This window comes from Streptomyces sp. AM 4-1-1 (assembly GCF_029167625.1).
Lineage (GTDB): Bacteria > Actinomycetota > Actinomycetes > Streptomycetales > Streptomycetaceae > Streptomyces.
In genome coordinates, this window is sequence record NZ_CP119145.1 from 4,451,986 (window position 1) to 4,470,403 (window position 18,418).

The following is an 18,418-nucleotide window of genomic DNA, read 5'->3' on the forward strand; positions in this document are numbered from 1 at the left end:
TTCGGGCTTGTTCGGCCCCTTCGCCCCGGGAGCGGGCGTCCGGCGGCGGTACGGGGTCCGTGGCCCGGGGCCAGGGAGAGGCGCTACCGGGTCAGGACAGCGGCTCCGGTGTCCTCGCCGCGTCGACGGCCGCCACCTCGGGTGGTGCGCCGGGGGCGTACCCGGCGGGCGCGGCGGCGGCCGCGGCGCGGGCCGTCGACAGGGCGTGCAGATGCTGTACGAGCGTGATCAGCACGTACTTGCTCGACGACCGGTCCCGCGCGTCGCACTCCACGAGCGGTACGTCGTCCCCGAGGTCCAGCGCCTCCCGGATCTGCTGTTCGGTGTGGAGCGGGCCGCCGAAGTCGTTGCAGGCGACGATGAACGGCGTGCCGTGGTGTTCCAGCCGGTCGATGGCGTACCACGAGTCGGCGAGCCGCCGGGTGTCGACGAGCACGACGGCACCGAGAGTGCCGGAGAACAGCCGGTCCCACAGGAACCAGAAGCGTTCCTGTCCGGGCGCGCCGAAGAGGTACAGCACCGAGCGTGCGTCGAGTGTGATGCGGCCGAAGTCGAAGGCGACCGTGGTGGACGTCTTCGACTGGACGCCGTCGAGGTGGTCGACGGCCTCCCCCGCGCGGGTCATGGTCTCCTCCGTGTTGAGCGGACGGATCTCGCTCACGGATCGGACCATGGTGGTCTTGCCGACCCCGAAGCCGCCGACGACCACGATCTTCAGACCGTTGTCGGCCGTCGCCCTCAGGGTGGCGCGGTCAGAGATTGCGGAGTCCAACGAGCACCTGCTCCAGGATGTCGGGGTCGGGGAGCCTGTCCGCGACCCGGGCCGTACGCGGGTGACGGGCGCTGATCCGGCCGGTGTCGAGCAGATCGCAGAGCATGATCCGCACGATGCTGACCGGGAGCCCGAGGCTCGCGGAGATCTCGACGACCGCGGTGGGGTGGTCGCACATCCGCAGGATCGCGACGTGCTCCGACTGCATGCCGGGGGTCGGCTCGCACTCGGCGACCACGAGTGTCACCAGGTCCCACGCGGCCGAATCGGACCGGCTACGGCCACCGGTGAGGGTGTACAGCCGGTCCGGGTCGTCGTCCCGCCCGGGGCGGTGGCGCGGGCCCGTCATACGCCCGCGGCCGTGTCGGCGGCGGACGGCGTGCGCGGCGGGGCGCTGAGGTGTTCGCCGAGCTGTTCGACGAGTTCGCTCATGTTGTGCCCGACGAGGCCGACGTCCGACTCCTCGGACGCGACGACCGCGAGGTGGGCGCCGGCGCCCGCCTCGACGATGAACAGCACCCCGCCGTAGAACTCCGTCATCGCGGACCGCACACCACCGCTGCCGTCACCGAACTCCACGGACGCGCCGTGCGACAGGCTCTGGATGCCGGCGGAGATCGCCGCGAGCTGGTCGGCCTGGTCGACGGAGAGTTCCGGTGTGCGGCACAGCTTGAGGCCGTCTCGGGAGAGGACGAGGGCGTGGCGGGTGCCGGGCGTGCGCTCAAGCAGCCCCTCCAGCAGCCAGTTGAGCTTCTCGTCGGTGGTCGCGGTCATGGGGTGTTGCCTTCCGGGTGCGGGGACTTGGCCCGTACGGCCTGGCGGAAACTGCTGAAGCGGTCCGCCTGGGTCTTCGGATCGGACGTACGGGGCCGTGAGGGTTCGTCGGAGTCGGGGGAGCCCGCCGCGGCGGCGTTGCGGGACTCCGCGGCGGCGAGCGTCCGGCCGCGGCGGCGCTTGGGCAGGCCGCTCTCGCCGAACCGGGTCGGGATGCCGGTGGTGGTGTCGGAGGACGTGTCCGCGGGGGGCGCGGTCTCCCCGGACCACTCGGTGGGGGCGCCGCTCGCCGAGTACGGGGAGGCCCCGGGGTACGAGGAGGTCGCGGTGTCCGTGGTGGACGAGGTCTTCGGGATGTACGGGGAGTGCGGGAGGTTCGTGGGGTGCGAGGTGTCCGCCGCCTTCGCGGCCGCCTCCGTGGCGGCCGTCTCGTGGGTGGGCTCCGGCTCCAGGGCCGCACGCCCCGCCGCTGTCGGTGACGCCGTGAGGGCGGGTACGGGCGCGGGCGTGCGCGCGATGAGCTCCTGCGGGAGCATCATCAGCGCGCCCGTGCCGCCGCGCGCGGACGGCCGGTACGACACGGTGAGGCCGTGCTTGCGCGACAGCCGGCCGACGACGGCGAGACCGAGGCGGGTGCCGGAGAGGGCGCCGAGGTCCTGGTTCTCCGAGGACACGGCGTGCTCGGCCCGGCGGAGCTGTACATCGCTCATCACCAGGCCGCTGTCCTCGACGGTGATCACGATACCGGCGGGGACCTCTTCGACGTACACATGCACTTCGGCGGTGGGCGGCGAGAAGTTGGCCGCGTTGTCGAGCAGTTCGGCGAGGGCGTGCATGACGCCCTCGGCCGCGTGGCCCGCGATGGCCACATCGCTGGTCGAGTGCAGACGGACCCGCTGGTAGCCGCCGATCCGGCCCATCGCGCCGCGCAGGATGGACTCCATCACGATGGGCTTCGCCCAGCGGCGGCCGGACCGGGCGCCGGTCAGCACGGCGATGGAGTCGGCGAGCCGTCCCGCCTGGGCGGTGCGGTGGTCCAGGTGCAGCAGATCACCCAGCACGTCCTCGGCGGTGTGCCGGTGCTCCATCTCGCGCAGGTCGGCGAGCATGCTCGTGGCCAGGGCCTGCATGCGGCCCGCCGCGTTGGCGCAGGAGGCGATGGCGGCGGAGCGCTCGGTCTCGGCGCGGGTGGTGCGGGCCCGCGCCCGTTCGGCCTCGATGGTGAGCCGCGCGGTCTCCTGAGCGGCTTCCTCCGCGATCCGCGCGACCTCGGCGGCGGCGGCCTCGGCGATACGCCTGGCCTCGGCGGTCGCCTCGGCGTTGACCCGGGCGGTCTCGGCCGACGCGGCCGCCCTGATGCGGGCGGTGTCGGTGGTGAAGCGCTGCGCCTCGACGGCGGAGGCCGAGACGAGGCGCGCGCTCTCCGCGGTGAAGCGCTGCGTGTCGGCGGCGAGCTTGGCCCGCAGGGCGCGCGAGGTGCGGACGGTGTGGACGGTGACGGCCATGGCCACCGACAGGAGCGCGGCGGCAGAGCCCGCCCCCCAGGTGAGTGTGGTCCGTATCGAGACGGGGGCGGCGAGTACCGCCCACAGACACAGGGAACCGGTGACGGCCGCCGTGACCAGCAGGGCCAGCGCGGTCGGCCGGAATGAGGGGCGCAATCGGAGTCCTCGGGAGCGGACGGGACGGGACGGGGCAGATCGGGTGGTTCGGTACAGGGAGGGTGAAGCGCGATATCCGGAGCTGTTAATTCACGATCAAGTGGTGGTCACTATAGGAGAATTGACGAACCGTTTGGGTGATTCCCATGGTCACTTCCGTTCAACGAGGGATCTGCCTTCATCGTTTTGGCAAAGTGTGGCTGAAAAGCATCGAACCGTTTTCCGTGACTTCCACCGAATTTCCGGCGTATGAGGTCCGGGCGGAACCGGTGGTCGCGGCCGGGGGACGGCATCCTGAAGTCATGCCCGAATCGGATGGCCCGCAGCGACGACTCCCCTCGAAACCGAACGCGCCGATCCCGCCCGCCCCGCAGACCTCGCCGAGCGCGAGGAGCGGACGTGCCGCGCCGGTCACGCCGACCGCGCGGAGCGCGCCGGTCACGGGGGCGTCCGGGGCGTCCGGGCCGACCGGGATGTCCGAGACCGACCGCACCGCGCTCGCCCGGTCGCTCCGCGACGCCGTGCGCGGTGAGGTGGAGTTCGACGCCACCGCACGGGCCCTGACCACGATGGACGCCTCCAACTACCGTCGCGTGCCGCTCGGTGTCGTGGCCCCGCGCGACGCCGACGACGTGGCCGCCGCGCTCGCCGTCTGCCGTGAGCACGGGGTGCCGGTCGTGCCGCGCGGCGGCGGCACGTCCATCGCCGGACAGGCCACCGGGACCGGCGTCGTCCTCGACCTCACCCGCCATCTTCGGTCGATCGTGGCACTGGACGCCGAGACCCGTACCGCCGTCGTCCAGCCGGGCGTGGTCCTGGACGACCTGCGCGCCGCCGCCGCTCCCCACGGGCTCACCTTCGGCCCCGACCCCTCGACACACAGCCGCTGCACCCTCGGCGGCATGATCGGCAACAACTCCTGCGGCTCGCACTCCGTCGCCTGGGGCACCACCGCCGACAACATCGGTGAACTCTCCGTCGTCCGCTACGGCGGCGGCCCCGCGCACCGGATCGGCCGGGGCTGGGGGCCCGGCGCGCCCGCCGGCCTGCGCGAACTCGTCGACGCCAACCTCGCGCTCCTGCGCACCGGCTTCCCCGACCTGCCGCGCCGCATCTCCGGCTACGCGCTCGACGCCCTGCTCCCGGAACACACCTCAGGACCCGCCCGCGAGCACGCCCCGGGGGACGGGACCGGGCACGCCCCGGGCCGCCCCGCCGAGCGCGGTCCCGACCTCGCGCGGGCGTTCTGCGGCAGCGAGGGCACCCTCGGCGTGGTGACGGAGGCGACCGTACGGCTCGTCGCGACACCCCGGCACCGGGCCCTCGCCGTCCTCGGCCTCCCGGACGAGTCGGCGGCGGCCGACGCCGCGTACGGCCTCCTCGCCCACCAGCCGCTCACCGTCGAGGGCATGGCCGCCGACCTGGTGCGCGAACCGGCCGGGCTGCCGCGCGGCGGGGCCTGGCTGTTCGTCGAGACGGGCGGTGACACCCCCGCCGAGGCGCGCGCACACGCGGAGCGGGTGCTGCGGGCGGCGGACGCGCTGGACGGCGCCGTCGTCACCGACCCGGCCGAACAGCGCGCGCTGTGGCGGATCAGGGAGGACGCGGCGGGCACCGCGACCCGGATGCCGGACGGTTCGGAGGCGTGGCCCGGCTGGGAGGACTGCGCCGTGCCCCCCGTCCGGCTCGGACCGTACCTCCGCGAGTTCCGCGCCCTGCTCACCGAACACGGGCTGCGCGGCGCCCCGTACGGGCACTTCGGCGACGGCTGCATCCACGTCCGGATCGACTTCGACCTGCTGACCCCGCCGGGCGTCGCCCGCTTCCGCCGGTTCTCCGAGGACCTGGCCACGCTGGTGGTGGCGCACGGCGGGTCGCTGAGCGGGGAACACGGCGACGGGCAGGCCCGCGCCGAACTCCTGCCGCGCATGTACGGGGACGAACTGGTCGCCCTCTTCGGCCGGTTCAAGGACCTGTGGGACCCGCACGGCGGCATGAACCCCGGAATGCTGGCCCGGCCGGCCCGGCTCGACGAGAACCTGCGCTTCGACGTGCTGCCGAGACGCCCGGTGGACGTCGCCTTCGGCTACCCGCACGACGGCGGCGACTTCACGGCCGCGGTCCGCCGCTGTGTGGGCGTCGCCAAATGCCGTACGACGGAGGCGGCGGGCGCCGACGTGATGTGCCCGTCGTTCCGGGCGACCGGCGAGGAGGCCCACTCCACCCGGGGCCGGGCACGGCTGCTGCACGAGATGCTCGCGGGCGAGGTGATCACGGACGGCTGGCGCTCGGAGGAGGTACGGGACGCGCTGGACCTCTGCCTCTCCTGCAAGGGCTGCCGCAGCGACTGCCCGGTGGGCGTGGACATGGCCACCTACAAGGCGGAGTTCCTGCACCACCACTACGAGGGGCGCCGCCGCCCCGCCGCCCACTACGCGCTGGGCCGGCTGCCGCGCTGGCTGCGGATCGCGGCGCCCCTCGCGCGCCCGCTGAACGCGCTGGCGCGGATACGGCCCCTCGCGGCGCTCGCCCGGCGCGTGGCCGGGATCGCGCCGGAACGCGGCATTCCGCCGCTGGCGACGGAGACCTTCCGGCACTGGTTCGCGCGGGAACGGGAAGGGGGACGAGAATCGGGAGCGCCCGCCGTACGGCCCGAGGCCGCCGTACGGCCCGGGTCCGCCGCACCTCACGGGTCCGCAGTGCCTCCCGCGGCGTCTGTACGGCCTGCGGCTGTCACGCCTCCCGGGCCCTCCCGGCCTCCCGCCTCCTCCGTGCCCCCGGTGCTGCTCTGGCCGGACACCTTCACCGACCATCTCTCGCCGCAGGTCGGACAGGCGGCGGTACGCGTTCTGGAGGCCGCCGGGCGCAAGGTCACGCTGCCGGCCACCGGGGTCTGCTGCGGCCTCACCTATGTCTCCACCGGCCAACTCGACCAGGCGCGAGCGGTGCTCCGCCGCACCCTGGACCGGATGGCCCCCGACCTCGGCCTCCCGCTGGTCGTCCTCGAACCGAGCTGCGCCGCCGCCCTCCGCGCGGATCTGCCGGAACTCCTCCCCGACGACCCCCGGGCCGCACAACTCGCCGCTTCCGTCCGGACCTTGGCGGAGTACCTGGCCGAGTACGCCCCCGACTGGACGCCACCCCGACTGGACCGCGAGGTCGTGGGTCAGACGCACTGCCACCAGCACGCGGTCCTCGGTGACGCGGCGGACCGCGCGTTGCGCGAACGAATGGGTCTGAACGGTGAGTTGAGCGGCGGATGCTGCGGACTCGCCGGGAACTTCGGCTTCGAGCGCGGGCACTGGGACGTCTCGGTGGCCTGCGCGGAGGACCGGTTGCTGCCCGCCGTACGCGCGGCCGGACCCGGTACGGAACTGCTCGCGGACGGCTACTCCTGCCGCACCCAGCTCGCCCAGCTGGGCGGCCACCGGGCCCGCCACCTCGCGGAGTTGCTGGCGGAGGGACTGGAGGGGGAGTAGGTCCGGGCGGGACTTCCCCACCCGTGCGCCGGTGCCCCGAAGGGGGCGTGGATGTGCGGGTCAGCCGTCCGGCACCCGGCTGGACCGGGCGTCGGCCTCCGCCTCGGCCTCCGCCTCCGCCTCCGCCTCCGCCTCCGCCTCCGCCTCCGCCTCCGCCTTTGCCTCCGCCTTTGCCTCCGTACCGACGATCTCGCGGGCGAGCGCGGCGAGGGCGGGCAGCGCGGGATGGCCGGTTCCGGTCCGGCGGGCGAGCAGGACGGGGACGGGCGGTGCGTCGTCCAGCGGCCGGTAGACGACTCCCGCATGGGGATGCACGGCCGCCGTGGAGGCGGTGGACACCCCGGCGCCGCGACCGGCCGCGACGGCGGTCAGCCAGTCGTCGGTGTTGGCGACGGTGAGGACGGCGGCCGGCCCGGCGAGCGGCGGCCAGAGGCCGACGGTCGTGGTGCCGGACACGGTGTTCAGGATCACCGTCCCGGTCGCCAGGTCGGCGAGGGAGAGCGAGGCGCGCCCGGCCCACGGCCCGTCGGCGGCGACCGCCGCCACCCGGCCCTCGCGGAACAGCACGTCGGCGACCACCCCGGGCGCCTCGACGGACCCGCGCAGCAGGGCGGCGTCGACCTCCCCCCGGGTGAGCCCCGCGGTGCGGTCGTCGATGCGGAGCAGTTCCAGCGCGGTCTCCGGGTGCCGTTCCCGCCAGGCCCGGAGCAGTGGCGTGGTGTACGGGCCGAAGGCCGACCAGGCGTGCCCGAGCCGTAGCGGCCGGTGGCGCAGCCGGTCCACGTCCAGCGCCTCGTCGAAGGCGGTGACCACGGCGGTGGCCTTGTCGCGGAGGTCGGCGCCCTCGGCGGTCAGTTCGAGGTGGTGGGTCGAACGGTCGACGAGCAGGATTCCGAGCCGCTGTTCCAGCGCGGCGAGGGTGCGGGAGACCGCGGGCTGGGTGAGGCCGAGACGGGCGGCGGCGCGGGTGACGGAGCCCGCCTGGGCGATGGCGAGGAAGACGCGGAGATGCCTGATCTCGATGCCGCGTTCAGTGCTCATGCGATCTGAGCATAACGGCAGGCCGATCAGGCATTTCCCGTGTCGCGCGGAGGTCTCTACGGTAGGGGGTGGGTACACGCGTCACGCGGAACCGCGGATTCAGCACTCGGGGGCATTGAGGGAGAAAGGTCACGAGGTGGGCGAGGAGCGCAGCACGCCGCCGTCGACGGCGGCCGTCGTACCGGAGGCGGGGACGGTCTCCGGACCGGGGGCGGCAGCGGCGGTCGCGGCCGTCACGGTGCCGGAGGCGGTGGCCGGTCCGAGCGGTGCGGGACCGGGCGGCCCGGACCGCGGCGGCCCGGCGGCGACCGGCGTCGGGCCGTCCGGTTCCGCAGCGGCCGGCCCCGAGCCGTCAGGCCCCGCAGTGTCCGGTTCCGCGCCGGCCGGTGCGGCGCCGACCGGTCTCCAGGGCCGGAGGGCGGCGCTCGGTTCGGTCGCCCTGGTGGTCGCCGGCGCCCTCTCCGTACAGTTCGGCGCGGGCCTCGCCGTGCTGCTGATGCCCCGTGCGGGAGCGCTCGGCGTGGTCACGCTCCGGCTGGCCGTCGCCGCGCTCGTCCTGCTGGCCGTCTGCCGGCCGACCCTGCGCGGCCACTCGCGCGCCGACTGGGGGACGGTCGTCACGTTCGGCATCGCGATGTGCGCGATGAACACGCTCTTCTACCAGGCGTCCGCCCGCATCCCGCTGGGCGCGGCGGTCACCCTGGAAGTGCTCGGGCCACTCGTCCTCTCGGTCGTGGCCTCGCGCCGACCGGTCAACTTCGTCTGGGCGGGTCTCGCGCTCTGCGGCGTGGTCCTGCTGGGCGGCGGCGGATTCGACCGTCTCGATCCGGTCGGCGCGGCCTTCGCCGTGGGCGCGGGCGCGATGTGGGCGGTGTACATCCTGTTCAGCGCCCGCACGGGCAGGCGCTTCCCCCAGGCGGACGGGCTGGCCCTCGCGATGATCGTCGCCGGGCTCCTCTCCCTGCCGCTCGGCATCATGGAGTCGGGTTCGAAGATCATCGTGCCGTCCACGCTGGGGCTGGGCGCCCTCGTGGCGCTGCTCAGCTCGGTGCTCCCGTACACCCTGGAGCTCATGGCGCTGCGCAGGCTGTCCGCGTCCACGTTCGCCGTGATGATGAGCCTGGAACCGGCCGTCGCCGCCATGGCCGGGTTCCTGATCCTGGACCAGGCCCTGTCCACCACCGACGCCCTGGCCATCGCGCTGGTCATCGCGGCGAGCCTCGGTGCGGTACGCGGTCAGATCGGCGGCCGTGGCGGTGGCGGTGGCATACGGAAGCGGAGGCGGAACCGCGGTCGCGAGCGACCGGTGGTCTGAGGCGCGGGCCCGAGCCAACGGTGGACTGAGGAGTGGTGTGAGGCACGGGCCCGAGCGATCGGTGGTCTGAGGCACGGGCCCGAGAAAATCATGCAAGCGCGCTTGCTTGTTTCTGGGCCCGCTGCCATGCTCCTGGGCACGCCGCATTCCACGTCACGCCCTCAGGGAGCGCACCGTGTCCGATGCCTCAGCCGTGCTCGACGATCTGCGCGCCGAAAGTGCCGAACTCGACCTGATCGTCGGAGGGCCGAGCCCGGCCGTGTGGGCCTCGGCGACCCCCGCGCCACGCTGGACCGTCGCCCATCAGATCGCCCACCTGGCGTGGACCGACCGGGCCGCGCTGCTTTCCGTGACCGACCCCGAGGCGTTCCGCGCGGAGGCGGAACGGGCGGCGGCCGACCCCGGGGGATTCGTCGACCGGGGCGCCGACGAGGGCGCCCGGCTCGCGCCGGATGTGCTGCTCGCCGGGTGGCGGGAGGGGCGCGACCGGCTCCAGGAGGCGCTGAGGAGCGCGCCCCCGGGTGGCAGACACCCGTGGTACGGGCCGCCGATGAGCGTGGCGTCCATGGCGACCGGGCGGCTGATGGAGACCTGGGCACACGGTCAGGACATCGCCGACGCGCTCGGGATCGTCCGGGAACCGACCACCCGGCTGAGGCATGTGGCACGGATCGGGGTGCGCGCCAGGGACTACGCGTTCCTGGTACGCGGGATCGAGGCGCCCACCGAGGAGTTCCGCGTCGAACTCATCGGGCCCACGGGCGAGTTGACGACGTACGGTCCGGAGGGAGCCGGTCAGCGTGTCACCGGGCCGCTGTACGACTTCTGCCTCCTGGTCACCCAGCGCGCCCACCGCGACGACCTCGCCGTACGCGCCACGGGCGCCGACGCCGACCGGTGGCTCGACATCGCGCAGGCGTTCGCCGGACCCGCCGGTCCCGGACGTCCCCGCAGGGCGGACAGGTGACCCGCCGACCGGCCCGGCCCGGCGGACGTATGCCGGGCAGACCGCTGCGGATCGGCAATGCCTCCGGTTTCTACGGCGACCGCTTCGACGCCATGCGCGAGATGCTCACCGGCGGCCCCCTCGACGTGCTGACCGGCGACTTCCTCGCCGAGCTGACCATGCTGATCCTCGGCCGCGACCGACTGAGGGACCCGGCCCGTGGATACGCCACCACCTTCCTGCGCCAGCTGGAGGAGGGACTGGGGCTCGCCCAGGACCGTGGCGTGCGGATCGTCACCAATGCGGGCGGCCTCAACCCGGCCGGGCTGGCCGACGCCGTGAGGGAGTTGGCGGACGAGGTCGGTGTACGGGTCCGGGTCGCCCACGTCGAGGGCGACAGCCTCCCCGTGCCCGAGGGATTCCTCACCGCCAACGCCTATCTCGGCGGCGCCGGGATCGCCGCCTGTCTCAGGGCGGGGGCCGACGTGGTCGTCACCGGGCGGGTCACCGACGCCGCCCTCGTCACCGGCCCCGCCGCCGCCCACTTCGGCTGGGGACCGGACGACCACGACGCGCTCGCCGGGGCCGTCGTCGCCGGACACCTGCTGGAGTGCGGCACCCAGGCGACGGGCGGCAACTACGCCTTCTTCCGCGACCATGACGACCACCACGCCCACGCGGCCCGGGGCGCCCACGCGGACCACCGCGTCCACGCGGACCACCGCGCCCACGCGGACCGGGGTGCCCACGCGGACCACCACGCCCATGACGACCACCACGCCCACGCGGCCCGGGGCGCCCACGCGGACCACCGCGCCCACGCGGACCGGGATGCCCACGCGGCCCGGGGCGCCTATGCGGACCGGGATGCCTATGCGGACCGGGACAGTCACGCGGACCAGGACGCCCCCCGCCGCCCCGGCCTCCCCGCCCCAGACCTCCGCCACCCCGGCTTCCCACTCGCCGAGATCCACTCCGACGGGTCCTGCGTCATCACCAAGCACGACGGCACGGGCGGGGTGGTCGACCTCGGCACGGTCACCGCCCAGCTCCTCTACGAGACCACGGGCGCCCGGTACGCCGGACCGGACGTGACCGCCCGGCTCGACACCGTACGGCTCACACCGGACGGCCGGGACCGGGTGCGCGTCCGCGGGGTGCGCGGCGAGCCCCCGCCCCCCACGCTCAAGGCCGGGCGCTGCCGGCTCGGCGGCTGGCGCAACGAGGTCGGGTTCGTGCTCACCGGGCTCGACATCGAGGCCAAGGCCCGCCTGGTGCGGGAACAGTTCGCGGACGCCCTCGCGCGCACCGCCCGTCCACCGCGTGACGCGCGGTGGGAACTGGTCCGTACCGACCGGCCCGACGCGGCCACCCAGGAGACCGCCAGTGCGCTGCTGCGGCTCGTCGTCCGGGACCCGGACGCCGACGCGGTCGGCCGGTCGGTGTCCGGGGCCGCCGTGGAACTGGCCCTCGGCAGCTACCCCGGCTTCCATCTGACCGCCCCGCCCGGCAGAGGCGCCCCCTACGGGGTGTTCGAGGCCGACCACCTGCCGGCCGGGGAGGTCGAGCACATCGCCGTACTCCCGGACGGGCGCCGGGAACGGATACCACCTCCCGTACACACCCGCGTACTCGTACCCGTCCCACCACCCACGCTCCCCGATCCACTCCCCGAGGCGTACGCGGACACCCGCCGCGCCCCTTTCGGACGGGTCGTCGGGGCCCGCAGCGGCGACAAGGGAGGGGACGCCAACATCGGCGTCTGGGTCCGCACCGACGACGCCTGGCGGTGGCTCGCCCACGAACTGACCGTCGAGCGGCTGCGGGAACTCCTCCCGGAGACCGCCGGACTCACCGTCGTACGCCATCTCCTGCCGAACCTCCGCGCCCTGAACTTCGTCGTCCACGGGCTCCTCGGCGAGGGCGTCGCGGCCCAGCACCGGTTCGACCCGCAGGCCAAGGCGGTGGGGGAGTGGCTGCGCTCCCGGTACGCCGACATCCCCGTACGGCTGCTCCAGGACGCCCACGCACCGGAGGTGAGCCCATGACCGTCCTCCCCACCGCACTCGACCCCACCGATCCCGAGTACGGGGCCAACCGCGCCGCCATGCTCGGCAAGCTCGCCGCACTCGACGCCGAGCACGCCAAGGCGCTCGCCGGTGGCGGCCGGAAGTACACCGACCGGCACCGCTCGCGCGGCAAACTCCTCGCCAGGGAACGGATCGAGCTGCTGGTCGACCCCGACACACCGTTCCTCGAACTGTCGCCGCTGGCCGCCTGGGGCAGTGACCACACCGTGGGCGCCTCGCTCGTCACCGGCATCGGCGTCATCGAGGGCGTCGAATGCCTGATCACCGCCAACGACCCGACCGTGCGCGGCGGGGCCTCCAACCCCTGGACCCTGAAGAAGGCCCTGCGCGCCAACGAGATCGCCCTCGCCAACCGGCTGCCGTGCGTCAGCCTCGTCGAGTCCGGCGGCGCCGACCTGCCCTCGCAGAAGGAGATCTTCATCCCGGGCGGGGCGCTGTTCCGGGACATCACACGGCTCTCCGCCGCTGGAATCCCCACCGTGGCCGTCGTGTTCGGGAACTCCACGGCGGGCGGCGCGTACGTGCCCGGGATGTCCGACCACACCGTCATGATCAAGGAACGCTCGAAGGTGTTCCTCGGCGGACCGCCGCTGGTGAAGATGGCGACCGGCGAGGAGAGCGACGACGAATCGCTCGGCGGCGCCGACATGCACGCCCGCACCTCCGGGCTCGCCGACCACTTCGCGGTGGACGAACCGGACGCGCTGCGCCAGGCACGGCGGATCGTCGCCCGCCTCAACTGGCGCAAGGCGCACCCCGGTCCGGGCCCCGCCGAGCCGCCGAAGTACGACGAGGACGAGCTGCTGGGGATCGTGCCCGGCGACCTCAAGGTGCCGTTCGACCCGCGTGAGGTCATCGCCAGGCTCGTCGACGGCTCGGACTTCGACGCGTTCAAACCGCTGTACGGCACCAGCCTGGTCACCGGCTGGGCCCGGCTGCACGGCTACCCGGTCGGCATCCTCGCCAACGCCCGGGGCGTGCTGTTCAGCGCGGAGTCGCAGAAGGCCGCGCAGTTCATCCAGCTCGCCGACCAGCGCGACATCCCGCTCCTCTTCCTCCACAACACCACCGGATACATGGTCGGCAAGGAGTACGAACAGGGCGGCATCATCAAACACGGCGCGATGATGATCAACGCCGTGGCCAACTCCCGGGTCCCGCACCTGTCGGTCCTGATGGGCGCCTCGTACGGTGCCGGGCACTACGGCATGTGCGGGCGGGCCTACGACCCCCGCTTCCTCTTCGCCTGGCCCAGCGCCAAATCCGCCGTCATGGGCCCGCAACAGCTCGCGGGCGTCCTGTCGATCGTCGCCCGCGCCTCCGCCGCCGCGAAGGGACAGCCGTACGACGACGAGGCCGACGCCGGACTGCGTGCCATGGTCGAGCAGCGGATCGAGTCCGAATCGCTGCCGATGTTCCTCTCCGGGCGGCTGTACGACGACGGGGTCATCGACCCCCGCGACACCAGGACCGTCCTCGGGATCTGCCTGTCCGCGATCCACACCGCACCGATCGAGGGCGCCCGCGGCGGCTTCGGCGTCTTCCGGATGTGAGGACCGAATGATCGGAACCCTGCTCGTCGCCAACCGGGGCGAGATCGCCCGCCGGATCTTCCGCACCTGCCGCGCCCTCGGCATCGCCACCGTCGCCGTGCACTCGGACCCGGACGCCGACGCCCCGCACGTCCGGGAGGCGGACGCGGCCGTACGGCTGCCGGGCGCCGCCCCCGCCGACACCTACCTCCGCGCCGATCTCCTCGTCCGGGCCGCCCTGGCGGCGGGCGCGGACGCCGTCCACCCCGGCTACGGATTCCTCTCCGAGAACGCCGCGTTCGCCCGCGCCGTGGCGGACGCCGGACTCCTCTGGGTCGGGCCGCCCGCCGACGCCATCGCGGCGATGGCGTCCAAGACCCGGGCCAAGGAGCTGATGGGCGCGGCGGGCGTACCGCTGCTCGCGCCGGTCGACCCGGGCACCGCGACCGCCGACGACCTGCCGCTGCTGCTGAAGGCGGCGACGGGCGGCGGCGGACGCGGTATGCGTGTCGTCCGCGAACTCCCCGAACTGGCAGGTGAGTTGCGGGCGGCCACGGCCGAGGCGGTGGCCGCCTTCGGGGACGGGGAGGTGTTCGCCGAACCGTACGTGGAGCGCGGCCGGCACATCGAGGTCCAGATCATGGCGGACGCGCACGGCGGGGTGTGGACGCTCGGCACCCGCGACTGCTCCCTCCAGCGCAGACACCAGAAGGTCATCGAGGAGGCCCCCGCCCCCGGCCTCACCGACGAACTGCGCGCCCGGCTGTACGGGGCGGCCGTGACGGCGGCCCGCACGGTCGGCTACCGGGGCGCGGGCACCGTCGAGTTCCTGGTGTCCGCGGGCAAGGACCCGTACTTCCTGGAGATGAACACCCGCCTCCAGGTCGAACACCCCGTCACCGAGGCGGTGTTCGGGATCGACCTGGTCGCCCTGCAACTGCGTGTCGCGGAGGGCGGACCGCTGCCCGCCGCCGAACCGCCGCAGCCGAGCGGACACGCGGTCGAGGCCCGGCTGTACGCCGAGGACCCCGCCCACGACTGGCGGCCCCGGGCCGGGACCCTGCACACCCTCGACGTACCGGAGGGCCCGGGGGTGCGCCTGGACGCCGGGTACACCGACGGCGACACCGTCGGGGTGCACTACGACCCCATGCTCGCCAAGGTCGTCGCGCACGCGCCGAGCCGCGCCGAGGCCGTACGGCTGCTGGCCCGCACCCTGGAACGCGCCCGTGTCCACGGACCGGTCACCAACCGCGAACTGCTCGTACGCTCCCTGCGCCACCCCGACTTCGCGGACCCCACCGGGGCCCGCCTCGACACCGGCTTCTACGGTCGCCACCTGGCCGCGCTGACCACCGCCCCCGACCCACGGGAGCAGCGCCTCGCCGCCGTCGCGGCGACGCTCGCGGAAGCCGTCCGGCCCGCCGCCGACGCACCGGGCCCGGCCCGTCTCGGCGCCTGGCGCAACGTCCCCTCAGGGCCGCAGACCAAGCGCTACCGGAGCGAACCCGACGCCACCGAGCACGAGATCGCCTACCGCACCACCCGCGACGGCCCGGCCCCGGAATCCGGCGCCCGGGTCGTGCGCGCCCGCCCGGACCGTGTCAGCCTCGAAGTGGACGGTGTGACACGGCACTTCGCCGTCGCCGCGCACCACGACCAGGTGTACGTGGACGGTCCCGCCGGCTCGTACACCTTCACCGCCCTGCCCCGCTTCACCGATCCCGCCACCCACACCGCCCCCGGCTCCCTGCTCGCCCCCATGCCCGGCACGGTCGTCCGCCTCGCGGACGGACTCGTCACCGGGGGCGCCGTGACCGCCGGGCAGCCGCTGATCTGGCTGGAGGCGATGAAGATGGAGCACCGCGTCCTCGCCCCCGCCACCGGCACCCTCACCGCCCTGCACGCCGAGCCCGGCCGCCAGGTGGAGGTCGGCGCACTGCTCGCCGTCGTACAGGAGAACGCCCAGGAACCCGCCGCACCGGAGGAGCACTCATGAGCACCGTCCCCGGCACCACCCCCCTCGGCACGACCTCTCACGGCACCACCGCACCTCACCGCACCGCCCCTCACCGCGTCACCGACCCCGTCGGCCCGGCCGTCCTCGAAACCGAGGAGCACCGGGCCCTGCGCGCCGCCGTCGCCGCCCTCGGGAAACGCTACGGACGCGACTACCTGGCCACCGTCGTCAGCGCGGGCGGCCACCCCCACGAGCTGTGGACCGAGGCCGCCCGGCTCGGCTACCTCGGCGTCAACCTTCCCGAGGAGTACGGCGGCGGAGGCGCCGGCCTCGTGGAACTCTCCATGGTCCTGGAGGAGTTGGGGGCGGCCGGCTGCCCGCTGCTGATGATGATCGTCTCCCCGGCGATCTGCGGCACGGTCATCGCCCGCTTCGGCACCGACGCCCAGAAGCGCCGATGGCTCCCCGGACTGGCGGACGGAAGCCTCACCATGGCCTTCGGCATCACCGAACCCGACGCCGGTTCCAACTCCCACCGCATCACCACCACCGCCCGCCGGGACGGGGACGACTGGCTGCTCACCGGCCGCAAGGTCTTCGTCTCCGGTGTCGACATCGCCGAGGCGACCCTCGTCGTCGGACGCACCGAGGACGCCAGGTCCGGCAGGCTCAAGCCGTGCCTGTTCATCGTCCCGCGCGACGCACCGGGTTTTCACCGCAACCGGATCGACATGGAACTCCAGGCACCGGAGAAGCAGTTCGAGCTGGTCATCGACGACGTGCGGCTGCCCGCCGACGCCCTGGTCGGCGACGAGGACGCGGGCCTCCTCCAGCTCTTCGCCGGACTCAACCCGGAACGCGTCATGACCGCCGCCTTCGCCCTCGGCATGGGCCGCCACGCCCTCGGCCGCGCCGTCACGTACGCCAGGGAACGCCAGGTGTGGAAGACACCCATCGGCGCCCACCAGGCCATCGCCCATCCGCTGGCCCAGGCCCACATCGAACTGGAGCTGGCCGGGCTGATGACCCGGAAGGCCGCCACGCTCTACGACCTCGGTGACGACATCGGCGCGGGCGAGGCCGCCAACATGGCGAAGTACGCGGCGGCCGAGGCGTGCGTCAGGGCCGTCGACCAGGCCGTGCACACCCTGGGCGGCAACGGCCTCACCCGCGAGTACGGGCTGGCGTCCCTGGTCACGGCGGCCCGGGTCGCGCGCATCGCACCCGTCAGCCGGGAAATGATCCTCAACTACGTGTCCCACCAGACCCTCGGCCTCCCCAAGTCGTACTGACCGGAGCGCACCGCCCCGCACCACGCCGAGCCCCGTTCCGCCGAGTCCCGTACCGTCGGCCCCCGTACACCGCGAACCGCGCGAGCGCGAAAGGGAGGACCACCCGTGACCCTGTCCGTCCCGTCCCACGACCGGGGCGTCACCACGCTCACCCTCGACTCCCCGGCGAACCGCAACGCGCTCTCCGCGCGGCTCGTCGGGGAGTTGTCCGACGCGCTCGACGCGTGCGCGGGCGACGACACCGTGCGGGCGGTCGTCCTCACCCACACCGGCAACACGTTCTGCGCGGGCGCCGACCTCGGCGCCCCGCCGGACCCGGCCGCGTTCGTCGCCCTGCTCCGGCGGATCGTCGAGCTGCCGAAACCGGTGGTGGCGCGCGTCACCGGGCATGTGCGGGCGGGCGGGCTCGGTCTGCTCGGCGCCTGTGACATCGCGGTGGCGGGTCCGGACACGACGTTCGCGCTCACCGAGTCCCGGCTCGGCCTCGCCCCGTCCGTGATCTCCCTGGTGCTGCCCGCGCGCATGGACCCGAGGGCCGTCGGCCGCTACTACCTCACCGGGGAGCGGTTCGACGCGGCGGAGGCCGCCCGCACCGGGCTCGTCACGATCGCGGCGGACGACGTGGACCGGGGACTCGTGCCCGTACTCGAAGGACTGCGCAGGGCCTCGCCGCAGGGGCTCGCGGAGTCGAAGCGGCTGGCCACCCGGGCCGTCCGGGACCGCTTCGACGCGTACGCCGACGAACTCGTCGGCCACTCGGCGTCGCTCTTCGCCTCGGACGAGGCACGCGAGGGCATGACGGCCTTCTTCGAGCGGCGGGACCCGGCATGGACGCTGTGACACCACCGGACGGACCGGCCACGGCCCTCGACGCACCGCAGGAACGGCCCACCGGCAAGGCGCCCAAACAGGACCGCAGCCGGGCCACCCGGCAGCGGCTGCTGGAGGCCGCCGTCGCCTGCCTCGCCGAACACGGCTGGGCGGGTTCCACGGTCTCCGTCGTCGCCGAACGCGCGGGCGTCTCGCGCGGCGCGGCCCAGCACCACTTCCCGACCCGCGAGGACCTCTTCACTGGGGCCGTCGAATACGTCGCCGAGGAGCGCTCCGCCGCCCTGCGCGCCCTGCCCGTGCAGGACCGGCCGGCGGTGGTGGCCGCCCTCGTCGACCTCTACACCGGCCCGCTCTTCCGCGCCGCGCTGCATCTCTGGGTCGCCGCGTCCGACGAGGACCAGCTCCGCCCGAGGGTCACCGAACTCGAAGCGCGGGTCGGCCGGGAGACGCACCGCATCGCGGTCGGACTCCTCGGCGCGGACGAGACCAGGCCCGGGGTGCGCGAGACGGTCCAGGGCCTGCTCGACATGGCCCGGGGCCTGGGCCTCGCCAACCTCCTCACCGACGACACGGCCCGCCGGCGCGGGGTGGTGGCGCAGTGGGCGGAGCTGGTGGACGGAGCACTGGGCCCGGCGGTACGGGGCCCGGACGCCCCGCCCGCCACCGGCTGAGCGGTGGGCGGCAGGCGGCAGGTTTCCGCGGGTGCCGGGTGCCGGGTGCCGGGT

At 74.1% G+C, this 18,418-nt stretch carries 14 protein-coding genes; 9 read left to right on the top strand and 5 right to left on the bottom strand.

Translation table 11 applies throughout. From position 1 onward, the window contains the following. Positions 1–91: 91 nt before the first annotated feature. The 4 genes from PZB75_RS18850 to PZB75_RS18865 are packed head-to-tail and all read right to left on the bottom strand — an operon-like array spanning position 92 to position 3,207. On the bottom strand, positions 92–772 hold the full coding sequence (locus tag PZB75_RS18850) for an ATP/GTP-binding protein (RefSeq protein ID WP_275536480.1): 681 nt from the start codon (positions 770–772) through the stop codon (positions 92–94). Beyond that, positions 753–1,121 carry a DUF742 domain-containing protein gene (locus PZB75_RS18855; RefSeq protein WP_275536481.1) on the bottom strand — a complete coding sequence of 123 codons (369 nt, stop codon included), beginning with the start codon at positions 1,119–1,121 and terminating at the stop codon, positions 753–755. Before PZB75_RS18855 ends, PZB75_RS18850 begins: the two co-directional genes overlap by 20 nt. Continuing rightward, positions 1,118–1,546, bottom strand: coding sequence for a roadblock/LC7 domain-containing protein (locus PZB75_RS18860; protein ID WP_275536482.1), 429 nt, complete (start codon positions 1,544–1,546; stop codon positions 1,118–1,120). Before PZB75_RS18860 ends, PZB75_RS18855 begins: the two co-directional genes overlap by 4 nt. Continuing rightward, on the bottom strand, positions 1,543–3,207 hold the full coding sequence (locus tag PZB75_RS18865) for an ATP-binding protein (RefSeq protein ID WP_275536483.1): 1,665 nt from the start codon (positions 3,205–3,207) through the stop codon (positions 1,543–1,545). The genes PZB75_RS18860 and PZB75_RS18865 overlap by 4 nt, the downstream gene beginning before the upstream one ends. Before the next feature lie 473 nt (positions 3,208–3,680). Between PZB75_RS18865 and PZB75_RS18870 the strand changes: the two genes are divergently transcribed. Continuing rightward, positions 3,681–6,686 carry an FAD-binding and (Fe-S)-binding domain-containing protein gene (locus PZB75_RS18870; protein ID WP_275538761.1) on the top strand — a complete coding sequence of 1,002 codons (3,006 nt, stop codon included), beginning with the start codon at positions 3,681–3,683 and terminating at the stop codon, positions 6,684–6,686. 60 nt (positions 6,687–6,746) lie between these two features. On the opposite strand, the gene PZB75_RS18875 is transcribed toward PZB75_RS18870, so the two are convergent. Next, on the bottom strand, positions 6,747–7,727 hold the full coding sequence (locus PZB75_RS18875) for a LysR family transcriptional regulator (RefSeq protein ID WP_275536484.1): 981 nt from the start codon (positions 7,725–7,727) through the stop codon (positions 6,747–6,749). A gap of 364 nt (positions 7,728–8,091) precedes the next feature. Between PZB75_RS18875 and PZB75_RS18880 the strand changes: the two genes are divergently transcribed. The 8 genes from PZB75_RS18880 to PZB75_RS18915 all read left to right on the top strand — a co-directional run bounded on the left by PZB75_RS18880 (position 8,092) and on the right by PZB75_RS18915 (position 18,364). Next, positions 8,092–9,042 carry an EamA family transporter gene (locus PZB75_RS18880; protein WP_275538762.1) on the top strand — a complete coding sequence of 317 codons (951 nt, stop codon included), beginning with the start codon at positions 8,092–8,094 and terminating at the stop codon, positions 9,040–9,042. 175 nt (positions 9,043–9,217) lie between these two features. Next, complete coding sequence (locus tag PZB75_RS18885) at positions 9,218–10,009, top strand: TIGR03084 family metal-binding protein (RefSeq protein WP_275536485.1); 792 nt, start codon at positions 9,218–9,220, stop codon at positions 10,007–10,009. A gap of 29 nt (positions 10,010–10,038) precedes the next feature. Continuing rightward, on the top strand, positions 10,039–12,036 hold the full coding sequence (locus PZB75_RS18890) for an acyclic terpene utilization AtuA family protein (RefSeq protein WP_275536486.1): 1,998 nt from the start codon (positions 10,039–10,041) through the stop codon (positions 12,034–12,036). Continuing rightward, the gene (locus tag PZB75_RS18895; RefSeq protein WP_275536487.1) at positions 12,033–13,631 is read left to right on the top strand and encodes a carboxyl transferase domain-containing protein; all 1,599 of its coding nucleotides are present in this window, start codon (positions 12,033–12,035) and stop codon (positions 13,629–13,631) included. Before PZB75_RS18890 ends, PZB75_RS18895 begins: the two co-directional genes overlap by 4 nt. Positions 13,632–13,638: 7 nt before the next feature. Next, on the top strand, positions 13,639–15,609 hold the full coding sequence (locus tag PZB75_RS18900) for a biotin carboxylase N-terminal domain-containing protein (RefSeq protein WP_275536488.1): 1,971 nt from the start codon (positions 13,639–13,641) through the stop codon (positions 15,607–15,609). After that, positions 15,606–16,862 (top strand): acyl-CoA dehydrogenase family protein, encoded by a 1,257-nt coding sequence (locus PZB75_RS18905; RefSeq protein WP_275536489.1) that lies wholly within the window; start codon positions 15,606–15,608, stop codon positions 16,860–16,862. Before PZB75_RS18900 ends, PZB75_RS18905 begins: the two co-directional genes overlap by 4 nt. Positions 16,863–16,967: 105 nt before the next feature. After that, the gene (locus tag PZB75_RS18910) at positions 16,968–17,702 is read left to right on the top strand and encodes an enoyl-CoA hydratase family protein (RefSeq protein ID WP_275536490.1); all 735 of its coding nucleotides are present in this window, start codon (positions 16,968–16,970) and stop codon (positions 17,700–17,702) included. Continuing rightward, complete coding sequence (locus PZB75_RS18915; protein WP_275536491.1) at positions 17,690–18,364, top strand: TetR/AcrR family transcriptional regulator; 675 nt, start codon at positions 17,690–17,692, stop codon at positions 18,362–18,364. Before PZB75_RS18910 ends, PZB75_RS18915 begins: the two co-directional genes overlap by 13 nt. Positions 18,365–18,418: the final 54 nt, after the last annotated feature.